The sequence below is a fragment of the Bacillus thuringiensis genome, assembly GCF_001595725.1.
Lineage (GTDB): Bacteria > Bacillota > Bacilli > Bacillales > Bacillaceae_G > Bacillus_A > Bacillus_A thuringiensis_K.
On sequence record NZ_CP014282.1, the window covers coordinates 677,594 to 697,329 of the forward strand.

Here is a 19,736-nt window from a genome sequence, read left to right on the forward strand (position 1 = left end):
GTTAAGTTGAGTTTACATTTTGTTAAAGATAGCATACAATAATGGTGAGAGGTGGTAAATTTGACCATTTTAAATAGAGTAAAAGAATTAAGAGCTCGTTTTAACTTTACGCAAAGTGTATTAGCAGAAAAGGTTGGAGTAACGAGACAAACAATTGCTGCAATTGAAAAAGGGGATTACGTTCCTTCGTTGTTATTAGCACTTACGATTTGTGATGTGTTCCAGTTAAAGATGGAAGACGTGTTTGTTTTAAATAAGGAGGGGGAAGAGGATGAATAGAATTGTTTTTTCTTATATCATAAACGTGCTTTATACTGCTTTAGCATGCTGGACATTTGTTGAATTTTATAGTGTTATTACAGAGTTAGCAGATATAATTAAAAACGAGAAATTCCCGTTTGAAGTATGGTTTAATGGAGTACCATTCATTTTATTATTTATTGGAGCAATTATAGTTACAATTTTTTATAGAATTCAAAAGAAAAAATATAAGAATTTATCTTTTTTGATGTATCCATTATTATTTCCACTAGAAGATGAACGTGAAAAAGCGATTACGGATAAAGCTTGTAGAACAACATTTGTATCGTTATGGTTTGTCTTACCTTGTGCAGTTGGATTTTTAACTTTTTCACCTATTATTAATGAATATCTTCCTGGATACCCATTATATATTCTATTTTCGATTTTCTTTATTCAAATGACAGTCTTTCACGTATCACTATACAGAAATAAATTAGCTTAAAAAGAAACCTTCTTGCACCGGCAAGAAGGTTTCTTTTCAGCTAATACTTGTACATATAGCGATATTATTTTATCATTTTATATAGAGTAAGATTTTGTAAGGGAAAGGAACTGTGTATGAATAAGCAAAGAATTTATAGTATAGTAGCAATTCTGCTATTTGTTGTAGGTGGCGTGTTAATTGGAAAGCCATTTTATGATGGATATCAGGCTGAAAAGAAACAGACTGAAAATGTGCAGGCTGTTCAAAAGATGGATTATGAAAAGCATGAGACGGAATTTGTAGATGCTTCCAAAATTAATCAACCAGACTTGGCGGAAGTAGCGAATGCATCATTAGATAAGAAACAAGTAATTGGTCGTATTTCGATTCCAAGTGTTTCAGTAGAACTGCCTGTTTTAAAAGCTTCTACTGAAAAAAACTTATTATCAGGTGCAGCGACAGTAAAAGAGAATCAAGTTATGGGAAAAGGAAATTACGCATTAGCAGGACATAATATGTCTAAAAAAGGTGTTTTATTTAGTGATATAGCTTCTTTGAAAAAAGGCGATAAAATTTATTTGTATGACAATGAAAATGAATATGAGTATGCGGTTACTGGTGTATCTGAAGTGACTCCTGATAAGTGGGAAGTTGTAGAGGATCATGGGAAAGATGAGATAACGCTTATTACATGTGTATCTGTAAAGGATAATTCTAAGCGTTATGTTGTTGCTGGTGATTTAGTTGGAACGAAGGCGAAGAAGTAAAAAAGAAGGGGAACTCTTTAAAGAGTTCCCCTTCTTTTTTACTAATGTTGAGAAATAATAGAATATTTCGGTTTGTATTTAATTATTCTTCTATTTATGTATAATAAATTTAGAATTCTATATTTTGGGAGGAACAAGAGTGAGACAACAGGTGAAGAAACTTCTTTTAACAACGAGTATAGCGTTATTGGTAGCTCCAATTTCAGCTTATGCGCATCCAGGGCGTACAGATGCTAATGGCGGACATACGTGTCGTACAAATTGTGAGAAGTGGGGATTACAGTATGGGGAATATCATTATCACAATAAACCAGCTTCTAGTAGTGGCGTAACGAGCCCAGCTCCTAGTCAGAATAATAATAGTGCTGTAGAAACTGAGAGACAAGCAGAAGCACAGCGCAATACTGAGGCTGAAAAACAACGTAATGCAGAAGCACAGCGTAAAGCTGAAGAAGAGAGACAACGTGTAGCCGAGGAACAAAGAAAAGCTGAAGAGGCACGTAAGCAAGAGGAAGCACAGCGCCAAGCTGATATGGAAAAAGGTCAACTTGAAGGTCAAAAGAATGGAGAAACTGATTTTAAAGCAGGAAAAAATGATGCAGAAGTGCATGTAGCTGGAAAATCTGATGCATATAAACAAGCGTTTAAAGCGACTTATGCAGCCGCATGGTCTTTAGAAGAGCAGAAGAAAACGCATTTTGAAAAAGGAAAAGAACAAGGTTTAGCACAAGAGACGATGGACGATAGTCAAGTTGCTCCAGAGTTTAAGGTAAACTTTGCAGACGGGTTCAAAGCAGGGAATAAAGAAAGAACAGAAAAAATTGAAAAAGAGCAAGCTGAATTAGGGGAAAAGACAGGGAAAGAACTAGCTGAAAAGAATCCTGAAAATAGAGAGAAAGAAGTATACGTGAAGGCATATGAAACAGCGTATGAAAAAGGCTATAAGTCTACAAAAAAGGCAGTAGAAAAGGCTGGCTATAAGTATGCATTTGAAAACTATGATTTAAAAGTTCCTGCTAAGTATGAACGAAATGAATTGTTAAAGAAGTGGTTTACTGAAGGATTTAAATCGAATAAAAAAGCAGCGGAAATTCGAGAAGAAGGGTATAAAAAAGGAGACAGCTGGTTCTCATTCTTCTATGAGAGTTTCGTACCAAGTGAATATAAAGAACATAAAGAGCTGTACGAACAAGCAATAGAAAAAGGTAAAACAGCATAAAAAAGATGAGGAGAAATTCCTCATCTTTTTTAATCCATCCATTTCACTAATTTCTTAGAAATTAATAATAAAACACAACCTAATACAATTGCCACAGCGCCAATAACTGTGAATACTTCAGCGTATCCAAGTGAAGTTGTGAAGCTTGCAAGTTGTCCGCCTAAAATGTTGGCGATACCTGAACTTGCTAGCCATACACCCATTAATAAAGATGCTAATTTTACCGGAGCAAGCGCACTAACCATTGATAGTCCGACAGGTGATAAGAATAGCTCACCTAACGTATGGAAAAGATACGTAAAGACGATAAACAGTAAGTTTGCTTTTTCTGTAATGTTATGTTCATCACTACCTGTTTTTAATGTAGCGATAACGAGAATGATATAACCGATACCGAGTAAGATCATACCAAGTCCCATTTTAGTTGGGATTTTTAAATCACCCTGCTTGCGAGTTGCAAGTTTTGCCCATAATGCAGAAATGACTGGAGCAAGTAAAATAATAAATAATGGATTGACCGATTGGAACCAAGATGTTGGAACTTCCCATCCGAACACAGAGCGGTCTACAAATTTGTTTGTATATAATGTTAATGAGCTACCAGCTTGTTCAAAGCCAGCCCAGAAGAAGACAACGAAGCATGTTAAAATGACAATAACTGCGGTACGTTGTTTTTCTTTTTTTGTTAACGGTGTATCTCCTACTGATGGTTGTCCAGTAGCTGTTTGTAAATCGCGAGTTGGTTTCTTACCGATATTACCAAGGAAGCGATTTGATAGTGTTGTAAATAAAATTTGTCCAATGATCATTCCGATTGAAGCGGCTAAGAAACCGTAACGGAATCCGTAATGTACAACGCCATCAACTGTTGTTTTGAATAAATTTTCTGATAAAAATCCGCAAACGAGTGGAGCTAAAAATGACCCGACGTTAATACCCATATAGAAAATGGTAAATGCACTATCACGTTTTGGATCGTTCTCTTCGTATAATTCTCCAACCAGTGTAGAGATGTTCGGTTTGAAGAATCCGTTACCTATAATAATAAGCGCTAATCCGAGGTATAGACCTAATTGGTTTTGCAAGGCAAATAGTGTAAGGTTACCGATTGCCATTGTTATACCACCAATTGTGATGGCTTTTCGTCTACCTAGAAAACGGTCTGTTAAGTATCCACCAATCATTGGTGTGAAATAACAGGCTCCAGTATAAAATCCGTAAATAGAGAGTGCCCATGCGGGACTAAACCCAAGACCACCGCTTACTAAAGCTGTCGTTAAATATAATGTTAATAATCCTCGTAATCCATAGTAACTAAATCTTTCCCACATTTCTGTAAAGAAGAGTAAGTATAAACCTGGAGGATGTTTCTTTTTTCTTTGTTGTTCTCTTTCTAGTTGTATCGCTGATTCCATGTTATTTTCCTCCTGACACAAACAAAAACAAAGTTAATAATTTTGTATATTTAATATTTTACCTTATTAACTATTATAAGTCAATAAAGGTTGATTTTTCAGAAGAAATTGGAAAAGAGGAATAGCTATAGAATGGGTGTTTCTTTTGTGATAGACTATGGACTATGTTTTCTTTGTAAGGAAGCGGGTTAGTGTACTTTTTTATATGTGAAATTGATTTCATAAAAGATGAAATTAAAGAAGGAGAAAGAAATGAAATTGTTACAGAAAAAAGAAATTTTACTTATTAGCCTTATGTTATTCTCTATGTTCTTTGGAGCAGGGAATCTTATATTTCCACCTTTCCTTGGGTATGAAGCAGGAGAACATGTTTGGATTTCATTAGTAGGGTTTATTATATCAGCAACAGGTCTTCCTATATTAGGTGTTATCTCTATTGCAAAAGCAGGAAGTTTTCAAACGTTAGCGGGTAGGGTTCATTCTTCATTTGCAATTATTTTTCCATGTATCGTGTATGTATTTATTGGACCTGGGCTTGGTATACCACGTGCGGGAAGTTTAGCTTTTGAAATGGGGCCAGGTCAGTTATTCCCTGAAGCAGGAAGCGGACTATTGTTGTTTTACACAGTTATTTTCTTTAGTATTGTTTACTGGTTAAGTTTATCTCCATCTAAATTAATGGGGTTGTTTGGAAAAGTATTGACGCCGTTATTATTATGTATGATTGCACTTATTTTTATAAAGAGTATGTTTACACCGGTAGGAGATATGAAAGAACCAATAGGGAACTATGGACAAGCTCCTATGTTTCAAGGGTTTTTAGATGGATATTTAACAATGGATGCGTTAGCTGCTTTAATCTTTGGAATTGTTATTGCAAATGCATTACGTGCAAAGGGTATTGAAGATGATAAAGGTTTAGCGAAATATATGAGTATTGCTGGAATTGGGGCAGGATTATTATTATCGATTATTTATGTCATCCTTGGATATGTGGGGGCAATTAGTGGCTCATTAGGAACATTTGATAACGGTGCGAAAGTGTTAGCACAAGTTATGATTACATTATTTGGACAGGGCGGAGTCGTTCTATTAGGTCTTATTTTTACTATCGCATGTTTATGTGTTTCAATTGGACTTGTTACGTCTTGTAGTCAATTTTTTGCGAGTGCATTTCCAAAAGTATCTTATAAAGTGTGGGCATTTATAGTAAGCGTTGTTAGTATGATCTTAGCTAATTTAGGATTAACGCAAATTTTAAAAGTATCAGTACCAATTCTTGGATTTATTTATCCAATTGCATTAACTCTTATTATTCTAGGGTTATTCCATAAGTATATTGGAAAGTATGCATACGTATATGCAGTAACTGTTTGGGTTGTAGCAATATTTAGTGCAATTGATATTTTGAATAAAAATGTAATGATGAATCAGTGGACGTCAGTATTAAAATATATTCCGTTTTATACAGAAGGTGTTGGGTGGATTGTTCCAGCTATTGTAGGCATGTGTCTTGGTTTCATCGTTAGCATTGTTCTAAATAAGAATAACTGAGTAAAAAGGTGTTTTCCGATTTTGGAAGACGCCTTTCTTTTTTGGAAAAATACTATTGAAAATGAATAGACTAAGAGTATGATAAAGATAATTGGTAATATATAGGTTTAATGAGAGTTACGAATGAGGGGGGAGCGTATGAAGAAGGATTTGGATAAGAAAATAGAAGCACTCGAAACAGCAATTGAAACAATTCAAGAAGCACTTGCTGAATTAAAAGTGAAGCAAAGGGAAATAGAAGTAGAAAACGCTCAGCAACATGCTAGTAAGGATAAGAAAGAATATATTGAAACGGTAATGGAGGAAAAGCCAAAAGAAGAAATAGTTAAGATAAAAGAGCCTTTGCAAGAACGTGAGGTAAAACAAGTAGATATATCTGCTTTTAAACCAGAGCCATTTAATATTATTAAGTTTTGTCAAACATGGTTACCGCGTGTATTTGTCGGTATTATGTTGCTTGGAGTGATCTGGTTATTTAAAGCAGGGGTAGATGCTGGCTTATTAACACCAGCGATACGAATTGTGTTTGGTATCGTATTATCTATCGGATTGTATTATATAGGAGATATTCAAATTAAAAGAGAGCGGCAGGCGTTAGGGTTAGTATTAGCTGGAGGAAGTATTACCGGGATTGTTCTAACAACGTTTGCAGCACATTATTTATATGGATTTATTCCGGCAAGTGTCGCGTTTCTCTGTAATATTGCATGGGTTATTTTAGGTATTTATTTAGCGAAAAGATATCAATCGGAATATCTCACTATTTTCGTAGCGGTCGGAGCGTTCTTCGTACCATTCTTGTTAAATAGTACGACTCCTAATCCTTATATTTTCTTTGGATATGAGACAGTATTAACACTTAGTTTATTATGGTATGCGTTGAAAAATCGTTATAAATACTTATATATGATTTCTTACGCTGTTGCTGCCATTGTCCTTTTCGTTTTCTTTGCTGTTATGTCAATGTTAGTAGAGAACTTGCAAATACAGTTAACGATTGTATATGGTTTGATTCATTTACTATTATTTTGGCATATGTTTACGGAGAGAAGTTTTATACTAGAACCACGTTTGGCAATATTTAGTGCGAATGCAGTGTTCTTTATACTAGCTATTTCAAAAATACCTGATTTTACAACATGGGGATTAATTATTAGTGCACTCGTGCATGCCATTATGTTCGTATTTGAATATAGGAAAAATAGACATTCTACATTTACAAATCTCTTATTTGGTTTCGCAATGGGAGCATTTAGTTTAGCAATTTTATATGAGTATAGTTTAGTGAATGCAGCGATTGTACTATTGTTACAAGGTTTCCTCGGCATGGTCACTTCTATTAAAGTAAAACAACAGATAAAGTTGTATGTTAGTGCGACGGTTTACGCAATTGGAATGATACAGACTATTTTTAGCCCGTTTGATCAATTTATTTCGGCAGGCTTTGTTGCTCATCTTATTTTAATAGGAACGTTCTATTATTGCATGAGAGAAGCGAAAGAAGTATTAGCGAGCTTCGGCAAATATATGTATTCTATAGTGCTCTATTGGTTTATGATAATTGTATTTATTACAATTACGAGAATCGGTGAAGTTTTATCTACAGATGGAAGCGTAATTAGTGTATCAGTATCGTTATTATGGATGGTATATGCATTATTTGCAGTTTGGTTTGGAAGAAATAGAAATATGAATGAAATATTATATGCTGGTTTAGTCGTTTTAGTCGTAACGGTAGGGAAGTTATTCTTACTTGACTTACCAGAGGTATCGATGATGATTAGGGCAGTGTTATTCCTAATCGTCGGTAGTATAGGTATCGTTATTTCAAGAATGTTTTTCTCGAAGGAAGAGAAGTGAGAAGAAGGCAATCCATGTATGGATTGCCTTTTTTATTATTTCTTATTAATCGTCACAGTTTCATTATATTTCGTTGTTGTATTTTGGCGTAGACGAAGCGTTGCTTGTCCAGTTGTATTTGAATCAATCTGTACATTTACAACTTTCTCAGCAGAGCCTAAGCTGTTTGTTGTGAAAGAAAATGCACTACTATATCCGAAAGTAGATGGCCAAGTGCCGTTTGCATTTTGTACTTTAGCCACTTGTGTTCCACCAGTAGTGAAGATACCTAAAGAATAGTTGTTATACGTTGTATTAGGTAGTAAGTTATTTACTTGAATCTTCATTTGGAAAATTTCATTGTTTGGTAGAATGCTAGGGTGTGTAACGACGTAGTCGCTTGTTGTTACCGCACCGTTATAACCGTATGAACCTGGTTTAAAAGTATTTGTATTAAACCATTGATAACCTGCATTTGGTGCACTCCAAGGTTCAGGTTGTGGTTCTGTTGATAAGCTTGGCTGTTCAAATGTTTGTAGAGCTGTAGGTGAATCAAGTTGTAAACCATTTACTTGATCTAAACTTGTAAATGTCTCTTTATTTGATAACCAATTTACGATGTTTTCTAATAAGATAGCATCGTTTTCTTCTTTATAACCATCGTAAGTTTTCTTTGTTTGGCCAGAATCTTCACGAACGTACTTTGGCGTAGCATCTTCAACAGGAGAAGAGTCACCAATAAAGGCAGCTTTTCCAAGTCCTACTTTTGCAATTGCAGCATATGGGCCTTCTGCAATACCACCGCCATTATAAACGCCGCTATCAACAGCGTTATTCCATTTTGATGGATTTTCTGGAAGGTAAACAAGTCCTTTTGCTAGTTTTGGATTTGTAATTGCCAGAGTAGAACCAGCATGCATTGCTACAGACGAAACACCTTTTGTAATTCCGAAAGATTGTTCAGGCGATACAATTGTTTTCGCTGAAACATCACCAAGTGCATTGTAGCGGAAGCGAATACCGAAGTTGTCAGAGAGCCAATCAGAGCTTTCTACTCCTTGCATAGCTTGTGAATTTGCTTCTTCATTAGACATTCCTTTTGCTGGATTATCCCAAGCACCACGTCTATATCCATTAAATACTTCAGAAGAGTCCCAGCGATTTTTATTGCGATCCGCATTGTAATGATCAGCAATAAAGAAGATACTACCACCATTTTTTACATATTGTAACATAGCGTCCTGCTCAGATTTTTTGTAAGGAATATTAGCTTCTGGAACGATAAATACATTGTAATCTTTTAAGTCTTCGTACGTAATAGGTGTTGATTTACGAAGTTCCTTTACGTGATATCCGTTTTTTGCAATGCCGTTTCCGAAGTCAGAAAAGCTGCCGTCAATAACCCAGTCAGCTGTCCCAGCAGTTTGACCGTGTGTATTATCGAATAATACTTTCTTCCCATTGTTTTGATTTACAACTTTTGCAGCAATTTCAGGAGCTGGGTCTACAGAGCTTTCGGCATAAGTAGACGGTATGAACGAGGTCCCTATACTTAGTGTAATTGCTGTTGCTAAAGAAAATGTAATCCATTTTTTATTCTTCATAGAAGAATCCCCCTAATAATAAATATATGTGCTTTAATAATGTAATTTATTTTTCTGTAAAAATAAAGACGGAAAACATAAAAAATATTAAAAGATTGTAAAAATACCGTGAATTATGTTGAGAAATATTTATATAGATATAAAAACATCCCTTCCAAGTAATAAGGAAGGGATGTTTTGCTTAACTAATTTTTGAGTTAGGTGTTTCATCAATCTTATGAAACCCTTTCATGTAATATACAATTGCTAAGCCGATAAGCCAAATTGGGCCGACAATCAATGCGATTCGTGTATCTTCTGAATACGCCATTATACCTAATACTAATACAAGGAAAATGAGTGAGAAATATGAGCTTAATGGGTATAAAGGCATTTTATACGATAACTTTTGTTTATTTTGAGTAGGCAAGCTTTTACGGAATTTAATTTGAGCAACTAATATAATTCCCCAAGTCCAAATTGCGCCGAAAGTTGAAATGCTAGTAAGCCATGTAAATACCTTTGCAGGTACGAGATAGTTTAATATAACACCAATGAGTAAAACGATAGCAGTTGCTACAATTCCTTGGCTTGGAATGCCATTTTTATTTAAACGACCAAATCTTTCAGGAGCTTTTTTCTGCTGAGCTAATGTATATAGCATACGGCCTGTACTAAATAAACCACCATTACAAGAAGAAAGAGCTGCTGTTAATACGACAAAATTAATAATACCTGCTGCTTTTGCGATACCAATTTGCTGGAATGTTAATACGAATGGACTGCCTTTCTCACCAAGTTCATTCCATGGATAAATTGCCATCATAACGAATAATGCCCCAACGTAAAAGAGTAGAATTCTCCAAAATACGTTATCGATTGCCTTTGCGAGTGTTTTCTTCGGATTTTGAGCCTCACCAGCTGTAACACCGATTAATTCAACGCCTAAATAAGCGAATAGTACCATCTGCATGGAGAGTAGTAATCCAGAAAATCCATTTGGGAACCAGCCACCATGTGACCAAAGGTTTGAAATACCAGTAGCGATACCACCGTTTCCGAATCCGAATAAAATAATACCAGCTCCGACTACTATCATACAGATAATTGTGACAATTTTAATGAGAGCAAACCAAAACTCAAGTTCTCCAAATACTTTTACCGATAAGAAGTTAAAAGCGCTCATTAATAATAGAGCAAGTAACGCCCAAGTCCAGCGCGGAATATCTGGGAACCAGTACTGCATGTAAATACCAGCTGCTGTAATTTCAGCCATACAAGTAACAACCCATAAGAACCAGTAATTCCAACCAGTAATATAGCCAGCGAGTGGTCCAATATAATCATATGCATATTTACTAAAAGAACCGGCAACAGGTTGTTCAATTGCCATTTCCCCAAGCGCTCGCATAATGAAAAAAATAACGAGTCCGGCAATCATATAGCCTAGTAAAATAGAAGGACCGGCTAGTTTAATGGCGGAAGCGGATCCTAAAAATAGCCCAACGCCAATAGCTGAGCCAAGTGACATTAAAGTAATATGTCGTTCTTTTAAACCACGATTTAAAGTTCCAGATTTGTTTGCGTGCTGCATAAGAAGAATCCCCCTTGTAGAGTGAACGATATTTGAATGCGTTTACTAAATATTTAACTATTTCAAATTATAAAACATTTCTATCTGTTATGCTACAAAAATAATCATAATGAACTGTACTACATCTGTACTTGTCCGACTTAAACTTAAAATTCGAACTATTAGGGAATATATTGACTCTTCTTTTTATTGATTGTTAAGATTAAGTATTATATTTTCTCACATACTAGTAAGAAAAAGAATGTGTGATAATAATTCAGGTGTAGGAAGGGTACATAAGCATGTTTCAATTACAAAAATATAACACTTCTGTGAAGCAAGAGTTTTTAGCTGGCATCACAACTTTTTTTACATTTGCGTATATTCTTGTCATCAATCCAAAAATATTATCTGATGCAGGTGTACCGTTTGACCAAGCGTTTACAGCAACAATTATTGCCACTGTTGTTGGAACAGTAGGTATGGCGATTTTCGCGAATTACCCGATTGTTATTGCTCCAGCTATGGGAATGAATGCATATTTTGCTTATTCTGTTGTACAGAAGGCAGAAGGGATTACATATGTAGTTGCCTTTTCAGCTGTATTTGTAACGGGAATTATTTTTCTTTTATTATCTTTTACTTCGTTTAGGCAAAAGTTAATTTTAGCAATTCCTGATAGTTTAAAGCATGCAATTGCAGGTGGAATTGGACTATTTATTGCTTTTATTGGATTACGCCTTTCTGGAATTATCGTGGATCATCCGTCTAATTTAGTTACGATTGGTGATTTTCATTCTCCAGCTGTTATTTTAACTTTAATTGGTTTAATCTTAGCGGCGGTATTAATGGCATTACGTGTGAGCGGTGCATTATTTATTAGTATGATTGTGACAGGAATTATTGCCTTCTTTACAGGGCAATTGAAGTTTGCTGATAAAATTGTGGCGATGCCTCATTTACCAGAGGGTATTATCGTTTCAAACCCAATCAATGCCTTTTCTGATGTAATTGAATACGGATTATACGGCGTTGTATTTTCATTTTTACTTGTACTGTTATTCGATACAACAGGTGCATTACTCGGTTTAATTAAACAAGCAGGTTTAATTACAGACAATACAGAGAAGCGTTTTGGTAAAGCATTTATTGCAGATGCAATTGGCGGGACTACAGGTTCTATCTTTGGAACAAGCCCAACAGCAGCGACCATTGAATCGTCAGCAGGTATTGCTGCAGGTGGTAAAACTGGATTAACAGGGATTGTAGTTGTTGGTCTAACAATTATAACGGCATTTTTCAGTCCTGTTATTGCTTCTTTATCAAGTGTAGCTGCTATTACAGCTCCTTCATTAATTATAGTAGGTAGTTTAATGGCACAAAGCATTCGAGATATTAATTGGAATGGATTTGAAGATGCGTTACCAGCATTTTTGATCTTTATAGGTATTCCGTTAACATCTAGTATTGCAAATGGAATCGCAATTGGATTTTTAGTATATCCAGTCTTGAAAATTGTGAAGGGTAAAGGGATGGAAGTACATCCATTACTATACCTATTTGCATTCTTATTTGGATGTCATTTATTCTTATAATATAAATATAGGAGAGGGCCTTCTTATGGGAGGCCCCTTTTTTGTGTATAATAAAGTGAAACTATAGGCAGTAGGGGGATCCCCACTGTGTATTAGCCCACACCAATTGTGATAAGATGAAAACTTAAATGATTTCGTAAAATATAAATTACTTAATGGAATATATACGTTACAATAAAGATAGAGGAGGAACATGAATGGCTGTAAGTAAAATAAAAGTCGCGCGTGTTCAGTTAGATTTAACACAGCAACAATTAGCAGAAAAAGTAGGCGTTACAAGGCAAACGATTAGTTTAATTGAGAAGGGGAAATACAATCCATCTTTAGATTTATGTTTAAAAATTTGTTATGCAGTAGATAAAACGTTGAATGATTTGTTTTGGGAGGAAAAGGAGTGGTAGGATGAAAATCGTGAAAGATGAACGTTTAATGATTGAAGGGTTAAAACATATTAGATTAGCTTTCATTTTACAAAATATCGTCATACTAGCTATCGTCTTTTACCGCTATGTCTTGCAAGGGGCAGGATATGAAAGTGTTTCGGATTTATTAATGGTATTTATGGGCGGGATAATAATTATTAACTTTTTAAATCTGAAAAATTCAGTGGAAGTGTATGAGCATACGGGCGGAGTGTCGCGTCGTTATTTTATGAAGCTATTATTCATTCCGGTGGGTATTATTATTGGGATTTTAGCTATTTGTATCGTTGTAACACCAGATATTTCGATAAAGGAAATTAGTATGACAGGACTTATTATGTTTGCTTGTTTTTTAGTTCCTAGTTTGTTTATATACATATATATGAAAAAAATAAAAAGAGAAGATTGAAATATAAGAAAGGCTTTCCTGTATTGAGGAAAGCTTTTCTTATATCTTTTTATACAAAACTTTATGAAGGCCAATTGGTTCAATTTCAAAAATTTCACCATGTTCCTGAAAGCCTAAGCGCTTGTAATAGTCAGCTACAGTAATTCGGCCATTACACCATAACATATTTGCTTGACGCTCTTGTAAGATTTGTTCTGCATTCTGAATTAAGGAGCTTCCAGCGTGGTTGTTTCGAAACTCAGGTAATGTGGCCATTCCTCGTAGACGATAATGAATACCGGCTGGTAGGTCAGGATATATTTCTTTTGAGAAGGAAGCGATACTAATTAGTTCATCGTTTATAAATGCGCCTAAGTGGAAGGTGTCTGTTTCATAATCGGAAGGATATTTACAATCTGCTAATGTTTGATTGGGGCGTAAAATTTTTTGACGTAATACGTAAGTTTCAGATCCCTCAATATTTTTCACGATAATCATATTAACATCCTTTCTTATAAGGCTTTTTCTGTTAATTGTATAAAGAAATAAGCAGGTGCGGCGAGAAGTCCGAGTATGCTAGCAGTTCCGAGAAGGAGTGAAAGTAGGAGGCAAGAATATTTTATTCCATTCGATTTTTTCCATCCGTAACTACAAATCTCAATACTAACACCGATGAGAATAATGGCAATGAGTATTTCTGCTAATAATAAAAGAGCTAAAGTTACAATAGACATAATGTGATCCATCCTCATAATATGTGATAGTAACATTTTACCATATGAAGTTAAAAAAATGCCCCTCAATTATGTGAGGGGCATTTTTTTACTCTAATATGTTTTTTAGTGTATCGATATGTTCTTTTGAACCTGTTACAAGTAATGTGTCACCGTGTTGTAGTCTTGTATCACCATGTGGTATTAATGCTTTGTTACCGCGGTAGATTTGAATGACAAGTACATCACCTAAAAACGGGAGGCGGCGAAGCGCAACGCCGTTATATTTATTGCTGCGCAGTTCAACTTCACGTACTGTTTCGTTTGCTGTTGTAATTAAGCGAACGAGACTAGGTTTATCAATAAGTGCACGTAATAAAATACGTGTAGAGTTAATTGTTGAGAATACAGCGATATGTTCTTGCGTTGCTTTTTCTTGTAGAAGTGGATCTTCTACACTTGCAATAACATGTTCAACACCTAGCTCTTTTGCATGTTCTGCCAATAATAAGTTTTGTTCATCATCGCTTGTTGCAACAACGACGCGATCTGCATCAAATGCTGTTTGTTCAGTTAATGATGCGATTGTAATATCATCTAATTTCACGATAGGAAAGTCGTGTGATTTCGCTTCTTCATCATTTATTTTGTTTTGCCGCATCATATATAGCGTTACGTCATAATCTTCTCGTTTTAAATCTAGTGATAACGGAAGGGTAATTCTGCTCGCGCCAATAATAGCTACTTTTGGTTTTGGTGTTTCTACTTTTGGGAACATTTTTTTAAACAATATAGGTGCAAAAATACAAGTAATAACTGCGCTTAAAATAAGAGAGGCAGATAAACTTGGACTGATAATCCCCAGTTTTTCACCAATTTGTGCAGCCGCAATAACTAAAGAAAGTGTCGATGTTAATAAAATTGCACTTCCAAGTACGATATTACGTGGATACCATTTTCTTAAGACGAGTGATGGTAAGAGTTTCGAAATAAAGAGTCCTACAATTAAGATTGGGATCATTAGCATGCTAGAAGGTTCTTTGAAAATAGACCACACCTCTAGATTTACACCAACCATTACGAAGAAAATAGGGATGAAGAAACCATAGCCGATAGAATCAAGTTTTTCCACCATATCTTCATTTGGTGATAATAACGATACAAGTACACCTGCTAAGAAGGCTCCTAAAATATTTTCTGCTCCAACAGATTCCGATAACCCAACTAAGATTAAAATGAGTGCAAAAACAGCTCGTGTATCAATTTGTACACTACCAGCTTTTAAACTATCTAAGTATGGAATGTTTTTAAAGCGTTTTGCAATAAAGTAAATGATAATACCGGCACCGAATAGAATAAGTAAGAGCCACATACTTTGGCCGCTTTCGGAATTTAATCCGACGAAAACAGCGAGTAAAATCATTGTAACTAAATCTGCAATAACAGCAACTAATAAAATGATTTGTCCGATTGCAGTTTTTCCTAGGTTGTTCTCTTTTAATGTTGGTACAACAACACCTAAAGAAATAGTTGAAATAATTAAAGTCATGAACATTGCATTATCTACGAATCCTAGCCATACGAATAGTAATGATAGGGCATAAGATAAGATGAAAATAAATAAGAAGATAATGCTTGCTGCTTGAAATGTATTTGGTTCGTTTGTCGTATTCTTTTTCCCTTTTTGTTTAAAGATAGAAAAATCAATTTCTAAACCGCTTAAGAACATGAGGAAGATAAATCCTAATGTTGATAAAACTTGAAGCCATATATCTGGCTCAATAATATTAAACCCACTTTTACCTACAAAGATTCCTGCAATAATTTCTGCAACGACCACAGGAAGTGCTTTTAATTTAAAGCGTTGTAACAAAAGGGGAACGAAAAACGCGATTGCAACGACAACCATAAGTGATAGAACAGAAGTATGATGTTCCATTGCGTTCTCTCCCTTCAAATAAATATAGTACCTATTTAGCCATATAATAGGTAGAAAAGCAACGCATATGGATTCGATTTCATAAAGAAAGAGTTTTCTTAACATTTGTCATAATAAGTATATTTTTCATGATTATGTTGTTAATTCCGTAATGTGGATGTAATAGGGGAGAGGATAAAAAAAGGACTGCTGAGCAATCTCAGCAGTCCTTTTCATGTACATTACATTGAGAAGAAGATCCATACAGTTAAACCAACAGTTGCGGTTGCAACGAAGAAACTGTAGATCATAGTAAGAATTTGAACTCTTCCTTCTCCTTCTTTTAAATGCATGAACATAATTAATTGTAACAACGCTTGCGCAACAGCCATTATGATAATGGTAGTTAAGATCGTTGATAGTGGCAGGTTTGTGTAAAGTGCCACGTATAGAGCTAGAAACGTTAGTGCAAGCGATAAAATAAATCCGAAAACGTGTGACCAAGGGAATCCGCTATGCGCATGCCCGTTTGCTTGATTGTTATTTTGACTCATTTACGCCACCATCCCGTTCAAGTAAACTAGTGTGTAAATAAAGACCCAAACTAGATCAAGGAAATGCCAGTATAAGCTGATAATAAATACTTTACGAGCTGTAACTGGTGTTAAACCTCGTTTTAAAATTTGGATAATAACACAAATTGCCCAAATGATACCGCCTGTTACGTGGGCTCCGTGCGTTCCAAGAAGAACGAAGAATCCAGATAGGAAAGCACTTGTTTGAATTGTTGCGCCTTCACCAATATACATAATGAACTCTTCAATCTCGAAGAATAGGAAGCCTGCACCTAAAAGTAATGTAAGGACGAACCATCCAAGCATCGCTTTTTGGTTGTGCTTACGCATTTCGTGAATCACGATACCACATGTGAAACTACTTGTTAAAAGTAGTAATGTTTGAATTAAAAGCGTTTTAAGTTCAAACAGTTGTGCTGGTGTTGGACCATCTGCCGTACGACCAGCAAGTACTAGATAAGAGGCGAAAAGTGTTGCGAACAGCATAATTTCAGCCCCAAGAAAAATCCAGAATCCTAGGATATTCAATCTGCTTTGTTCGGATTGATATTCCAAAGGTAAGCTTTTATCTAAAGCCGCCATATCATTTCACCTCTCATGCTACATGTTCTGATTTTTTAATTTCATCAACACTAATATAGTAACCTTCATCGTAATCGAATGAACGATAGATTAAGCAAGCTAAAATACCAATGCCGCCGATTGCTGCAAGCCAGAACCAGCTAAATACTAATGCGAAACCTGCAAGACCGAAGAATCCAGACGCAATAATAGGCACACCAGAGTTACTTGGCATGTGAATTGGTTTGATGTCTTCTTCTGCTGGTGTAACTGTTTCCCCGCGCTTCTTCATGTACCAGAAAGCATCAGCTTCTTTAATTTCAGGAAGTTTCGCGAAGTTGTAATGTTGTACAGGAGATTGAGTAGCCCATTCAAGTGTACGGCCATCCCATGGATCTCCAGTTGTGTCACGTTCACCGTGACGAGCACTCCAAATTACGTTGTAACAAAGAAGTAGGAAACCAATACCCATCATTACCGCACCAACAGATGCGATTTGGTTTAGCCATCCCCATCCAAGACTTTCAGAGTAAGTGTACATACGACGAGTCATACCATCTAAACCTAAGAAGTACATTGGGAAGAAACAGATGTTGAATCCGCTCATAAAGATCCAGAATGTCCATTTACCTAGGCGTTCATTTAACATATGACCAGTCATTTTTGGATACCAGAATGTAAATCCAGCAAGCATAGCGAATACTGTACCTGCGATTAATACGTAGTGGAAGTGAGCAATTAAGAAGTAGCTGTTATGGTACTGATAATCAGCTGCTGCCATACCAAGCATAACCCCTGTAACCCCACCGACTACGAAGTTTGGAATAAATGCCAATGACCAAAGCATTGGAACTGTAAAACGAATACGTCCTTTATACAGCGTAAACAACCAGTTAAAGATCTTAACACCGGTTGGAATCGAAATCGCCATTGTCGAAATCGAGAAGAATGAGTTAACCGCTGGACCTGCACCCATCGTGAAGAAGTGGTGAAGCCATACGACGAAACTTAGTAAAGAAATTGCAACCATTGAGTATACCATCGCACTGTAACCGAATAGACGCTTACGTGAGAATGTACTAATGATTTCAGAGAAAATACCGAATGCCGGTAAAATAACGATATATACTTCAGGGTGACCCCATACCCAGAATAGGTTGGCCCATAACATTGGCATACCGCCGCTCGCCATCGTAAAGAAGTGAGCATCGAATAGACGGTCAAATGTCATTAATGCAAGAGCAACTGTTAATACTGGGAAAGCGAAAATAATGATAATTGTTGTAATTAAGATTGACCAAGTAAACATTGGCATTCTCATTAAAGTCATACCAGGTGTACGCATTTTTAAGATAGTAACAAGGAAGTTAATACCTGTCATTAACGTACCGAGACCTGAAATCTGTAATGCAATTGCGTAGTAGTTATTTCCTACACCAGAAGTAAACTCTGTACCTGCCATTGGGAAGTAAGAAGTCCACCCAGCGTCTGGAGAACCACCGATTACGAAAGCGATGTTGAATAACATTGCTCCGACAAAGAATAACCAGAAACTTAAAGCATTTAAGAACGGATATGCAACGTCACGAGCACCAATTTGTAATGGTACTACAAGGTTCATTAATCCCATAACGAATGGCATTGCCATGAAAAGAATCATTACTGTACCGTGTGTTGTAAAGATCCCGTTATAGTGTTCAGCGTTTAAATAAGTTGTTTCTGGGAATGTTAACTGTGCACGGATCATTAAACCATCCATACCACCACGGAATAACATGATAACCGCAGAAATAATATACATAGCTCCGATTTTTTTATGGTCAACAGTTGTCAACCATTCGTCCCAAAGCCATTTCCATTTTTTATACTTTGTTAGTACGAAAATGATTGCTAATGTCACAAGAACGATAGAAGCGTCTGCACCGTAAATAATCGGGTCACCTGTGACAAAGAATTCATCAAGCTTCACTGTGTTCACTCCAATCTGTTGGAATAATAGCTATTATTTTTTGTTTTTGTAGTAGTTGTAATCACAATATTCAAGTGATTTTGGATCTACATAACTTAAGTGGTGACTAGAGAATGTCATACGACCAACTACACCAGGTTTAACAATTTCGTTGTACTTATCTTCTGTTAGTTTAGGAGCAGTTTGTTGTACTTCTTTAACCCACTTGTCATATTTCTCTTTAGTTTTTGCTTCAACTTCGAACTCCATGTGTGTGAATCCTTCACCAGAGAAGTTCGCGCTACGACCTAGGTAAGAACCTGGCTTATCAGCTTGTAAATAAAGATCCATAATCATGCCATCCATTGTGTACTTCATACCACCAAGTTCTGGTACCCAGAAAGCATTCATTGGGCCGACAGAAGTCAGTTTGAATTGAATTGGTACACCAGCTGGGATGTTTAAATAGTTAACGGTTTCAATTTTTTCCTCTGGGTAACTGAATAACCATTTCCAGTTTGCAGATGTAACATAAATTTCAACTGGTTTAATATGTTTGGACTCTTTCGGCACCTCTTCAGAAGCATAAGTTGCTTTTACTGTTGGAATCGATAATGCGATAACGATAATAACAGGAACAAGCGTCCAAATAATTTCTAGTAATGTGTTACCGTGTTGTTCAGGTGGCTCATAGTCCATATTCTCTGGTTTTTCACGATAACGAATCAAGATGACTGTAAACAGAATGAATACAATTGCGATAATTAATGACATAAGCAAGAATGACCAAACAATTAAATCATACTGTGCTTTTGCAACAGGTCCTTGCGGATTTAATACTGCGAGTTTTTTATCACAGCCACCGAGGAACAGAAGTAATGATAACGGAAGAAGCGAAGCCAACTTCCAAAACGCTTTCTTTAGTTGCACGATTGAAAA

19 protein-coding genes are annotated in these 19,736 nt (G+C 35.9%); 9 read left to right on the forward strand and 10 right to left on the reverse strand.

Going from position 1 to position 19,736, the window contains the following annotated elements; all coding sequences use genetic code 11:
• Nucleotides 1–60 precede the first annotated feature (60 nt).
• The 4 genes from AXW78_RS03360 to AXW78_RS03375 all read left to right on the forward strand — a co-directional run bounded on the left by AXW78_RS03360 (nt 61) and on the right by AXW78_RS03375 (nt 2,713).
• The gene (locus AXW78_RS03360) at nt 61–279 is read left to right on the forward strand and encodes a helix-turn-helix transcriptional regulator (protein WP_000154019.1); all 219 of its coding nucleotides are present in this window, start codon (nt 61–63) and stop codon (nt 277–279) included.
• Complete coding sequence (locus AXW78_RS03365; protein ID WP_047792202.1) at nt 272–745, forward strand: DUF2178 domain-containing protein; 474 nt, start codon at nt 272–274, stop codon at nt 743–745. The genes AXW78_RS03360 and AXW78_RS03365 overlap by 8 nt, the downstream gene beginning before the upstream one ends.
• Nucleotides 746–861: 116 nt before the next feature.
• Complete coding sequence (locus AXW78_RS03370; RefSeq protein ID WP_001041724.1) at nt 862–1,494, forward strand: class A sortase; 633 nt, start codon at nt 862–864, stop codon at nt 1,492–1,494.
• Nucleotides 1,495–1,633: 139 nt separating this feature from the next.
• Nucleotides 1,634–2,713, forward strand: a complete 1,080-nt coding sequence (locus AXW78_RS03375) for a YHYH domain-containing protein (protein WP_061883782.1) — start codon at nt 1,634–1,636, stop codon at nt 2,711–2,713.
• 29 nt (nt 2,714–2,742) lie between these two features.
• Here AXW78_RS03375 and AXW78_RS03380 read toward each other — a convergent pair whose 3' ends face one another.
• Nucleotides 2,743–4,128 carry a peptide MFS transporter gene (locus AXW78_RS03380; RefSeq protein WP_000443145.1) on the reverse strand — a complete coding sequence of 462 codons (1,386 nt, stop codon included), beginning with the start codon at nt 4,126–4,128 and terminating at the stop codon, nt 2,743–2,745.
• A 252-nt stretch (nt 4,129–4,380) separates the two neighbouring features.
• Here AXW78_RS03380 and brnQ1 point away from each other — a divergent pair, with 252 nt between their 5' ends.
• Together brnQ1 and AXW78_RS03390 are read left to right on the forward strand one after the other, a co-directional pair.
• Nucleotides 4,381–5,682: a branched-chain amino acid transport system II carrier protein BrnQ1 gene (gene brnQ1, locus AXW78_RS03385; RefSeq protein WP_046946757.1), complete on the forward strand. Its 1,302-nt coding sequence runs from the start codon at nt 4,381–4,383 to the stop codon at nt 5,680–5,682.
• Between the two features lie 138 nt (nt 5,683–5,820).
• Nucleotides 5,821–7,542 (forward strand): DUF2339 domain-containing protein, encoded by a 1,722-nt coding sequence (locus AXW78_RS03390; protein WP_046946758.1) that lies wholly within the window; start codon nt 5,821–5,823, stop codon nt 7,540–7,542.
• Nucleotides 7,543–7,577: 35 nt separating this feature from the next.
• Here AXW78_RS03390 and AXW78_RS03395 read toward each other — a convergent pair whose 3' ends face one another.
• Both AXW78_RS03395 and AXW78_RS03400 read right to left on the reverse strand, forming a co-directional pair.
• A complete protein-coding gene (locus AXW78_RS03395) occupies nt 7,578–9,125 on the reverse strand; it encodes a hypothetical protein (RefSeq protein ID WP_061883783.1) in 1,548 nt (515 codons plus the stop codon).
• Between the two features lie 181 nt (nt 9,126–9,306).
• On the reverse strand, nt 9,307–10,698 hold the full coding sequence (locus AXW78_RS03400; protein WP_046946760.1) for an amino acid permease: 1,392 nt from the start codon (nt 10,696–10,698) through the stop codon (nt 9,307–9,309).
• A gap of 281 nt (nt 10,699–10,979) precedes the next feature.
• Here AXW78_RS03400 and AXW78_RS03405 point away from each other — a divergent pair, with 281 nt between their 5' ends.
• The 3 genes from AXW78_RS03405 to AXW78_RS03415 all read left to right on the forward strand — a co-directional run bounded on the left by AXW78_RS03405 (nt 10,980) and on the right by AXW78_RS03415 (nt 13,103).
• Nucleotides 10,980–12,272, forward strand: a complete 1,293-nt coding sequence (locus tag AXW78_RS03405) for an NCS2 family permease (RefSeq protein ID WP_000487185.1) — start codon at nt 10,980–10,982, stop codon at nt 12,270–12,272.
• Between the two features lie 197 nt (nt 12,273–12,469).
• Nucleotides 12,470–12,673, forward strand: coding sequence for a helix-turn-helix transcriptional regulator (locus AXW78_RS03410; RefSeq protein ID WP_000301183.1), 204 nt, complete (start codon nt 12,470–12,472; stop codon nt 12,671–12,673).
• Nucleotide 12,674: 1 nt separating this feature from the next.
• Complete coding sequence (locus AXW78_RS03415; protein ID WP_000706629.1) at nt 12,675–13,103, forward strand: hypothetical protein; 429 nt, start codon at nt 12,675–12,677, stop codon at nt 13,101–13,103.
• 39 nt (nt 13,104–13,142) lie between these two features.
• Here the strand turns inward: AXW78_RS03415 and AXW78_RS03420 are convergent, their stop codons facing one another.
• The 7 genes from AXW78_RS03420 to AXW78_RS03450 all read right to left on the reverse strand — a co-directional run bounded on the left by AXW78_RS03420 (nt 13,143) and on the right by AXW78_RS03450 (nt 19,727).
• Nucleotides 13,143–13,580, reverse strand: coding sequence for a GNAT family N-acetyltransferase (locus AXW78_RS03420; protein ID WP_000587679.1), 438 nt, complete (start codon nt 13,578–13,580; stop codon nt 13,143–13,145).
• 14 nt (nt 13,581–13,594) lie between these two features.
• Nucleotides 13,595–13,852, reverse strand: coding sequence for a DUF4022 family protein (locus tag AXW78_RS03425; RefSeq protein WP_003300023.1), 258 nt, complete (start codon nt 13,850–13,852; stop codon nt 13,595–13,597).
• A gap of 52 nt (nt 13,853–13,904) precedes the next feature.
• A complete protein-coding gene (locus AXW78_RS03430) occupies nt 13,905–15,734 on the reverse strand; it encodes a monovalent cation:proton antiporter family protein (protein WP_000399958.1) in 1,830 nt (609 codons plus the stop codon).
• A gap of 221 nt (nt 15,735–15,955) precedes the next feature.
• On the reverse strand, nt 15,956–16,267 hold the full coding sequence (gene qoxD, locus AXW78_RS03435) for a cytochrome aa3 quinol oxidase subunit IV (RefSeq protein WP_000081349.1): 312 nt from the start codon (nt 16,265–16,267) through the stop codon (nt 15,956–15,958).
• Nucleotides 16,268–16,870, reverse strand: coding sequence for a cytochrome aa3 quinol oxidase subunit III (gene qoxC / locus AXW78_RS03440; protein WP_000729317.1), 603 nt, complete (start codon nt 16,868–16,870; stop codon nt 16,268–16,270). It lies immediately after the preceding gene.
• A 13-nt stretch (nt 16,871–16,883) separates the two neighbouring features.
• A complete protein-coding gene (qoxB, locus tag AXW78_RS03445) occupies nt 16,884–18,818 on the reverse strand; it encodes a cytochrome aa3 quinol oxidase subunit I (protein ID WP_000762377.1) in 1,935 nt (644 codons plus the stop codon).
• Nucleotides 18,819–18,851: 33 nt separating this feature from the next.
• Entirely contained in the window at nt 18,852–19,727 is an 876-nt protein-coding gene (locus AXW78_RS03450; RefSeq protein WP_001176167.1) for a cytochrome aa3 quinol oxidase subunit II, read from the reverse strand.
• Nucleotides 19,728–19,736: the final 9 nt, after the last annotated feature.

Coding starts and splice junctions, on each gene's coding strand:
- AXW78_RS03365 (WP_047792202.1), top strand. CDS start 272: ATGAATAGAATTGTTTTTTCTTATATCATAAACGTGCTTTATACTGCT.
- AXW78_RS03370 (WP_001041724.1), top strand. CDS start 862: ATGAATAAGCAAAGAATTTATAGTATAGTAGCAATTCTGCTATTTGTT.
- AXW78_RS03380 (WP_000443145.1), bottom strand. CDS start 4,128: ATGGAATCAGCGATACAACTAGAAAGAGAACAACAAAGAAAAAAGAAA.
- brnQ1 (WP_046946757.1), top strand. CDS start 4,381: ATGAAATTGTTACAGAAAAAAGAAATTTTACTTATTAGCCTTATGTTA.
- AXW78_RS03390 (WP_046946758.1), top strand. CDS start 5,821: ATGAAGAAGGATTTGGATAAGAAAATAGAAGCACTCGAAACAGCAATT.
- AXW78_RS03395 (WP_061883783.1), bottom strand. CDS start 9,125: ATGAAGAATAAAAAATGGATTACATTTTCTTTAGCAACAGCAATTACA.
- AXW78_RS03400 (WP_046946760.1), bottom strand. CDS start 10,698: ATGCAGCACGCAAACAAATCTGGAACTTTAAATCGTGGTTTAAAAGAA.
- AXW78_RS03405 (WP_000487185.1), top strand. CDS start 10,980: ATGTTTCAATTACAAAAATATAACACTTCTGTGAAGCAAGAGTTTTTA.
- AXW78_RS03410 (WP_000301183.1), top strand. CDS start 12,470: ATGGCTGTAAGTAAAATAAAAGTCGCGCGTGTTCAGTTAGATTTAACA.
- AXW78_RS03415 (WP_000706629.1), top strand. CDS start 12,675: ATGAAAATCGTGAAAGATGAACGTTTAATGATTGAAGGGTTAAAACAT.
- AXW78_RS03420 (WP_000587679.1), bottom strand. CDS start 13,580: ATGATTATCGTGAAAAATATTGAGGGATCTGAAACTTACGTATTACGT.
- AXW78_RS03425 (WP_003300023.1), bottom strand. CDS start 13,852: ATGTTACTATCACATATTATGAGGATGGATCACATTATGTCTATTGTA.
- AXW78_RS03430 (WP_000399958.1), bottom strand. CDS start 15,734: ATGGAACATCATACTTCTGTTCTATCACTTATGGTTGTCGTTGCAATC.
- qoxD (WP_000081349.1), bottom strand. CDS start 16,267: ATGAGTCAAAATAACAATCAAGCAAACGGGCATGCGCATAGCGGATTC.
- qoxC (WP_000729317.1), bottom strand. CDS start 16,870: ATGGCGGCTTTAGATAAAAGCTTACCTTTGGAATATCAATCCGAACAA.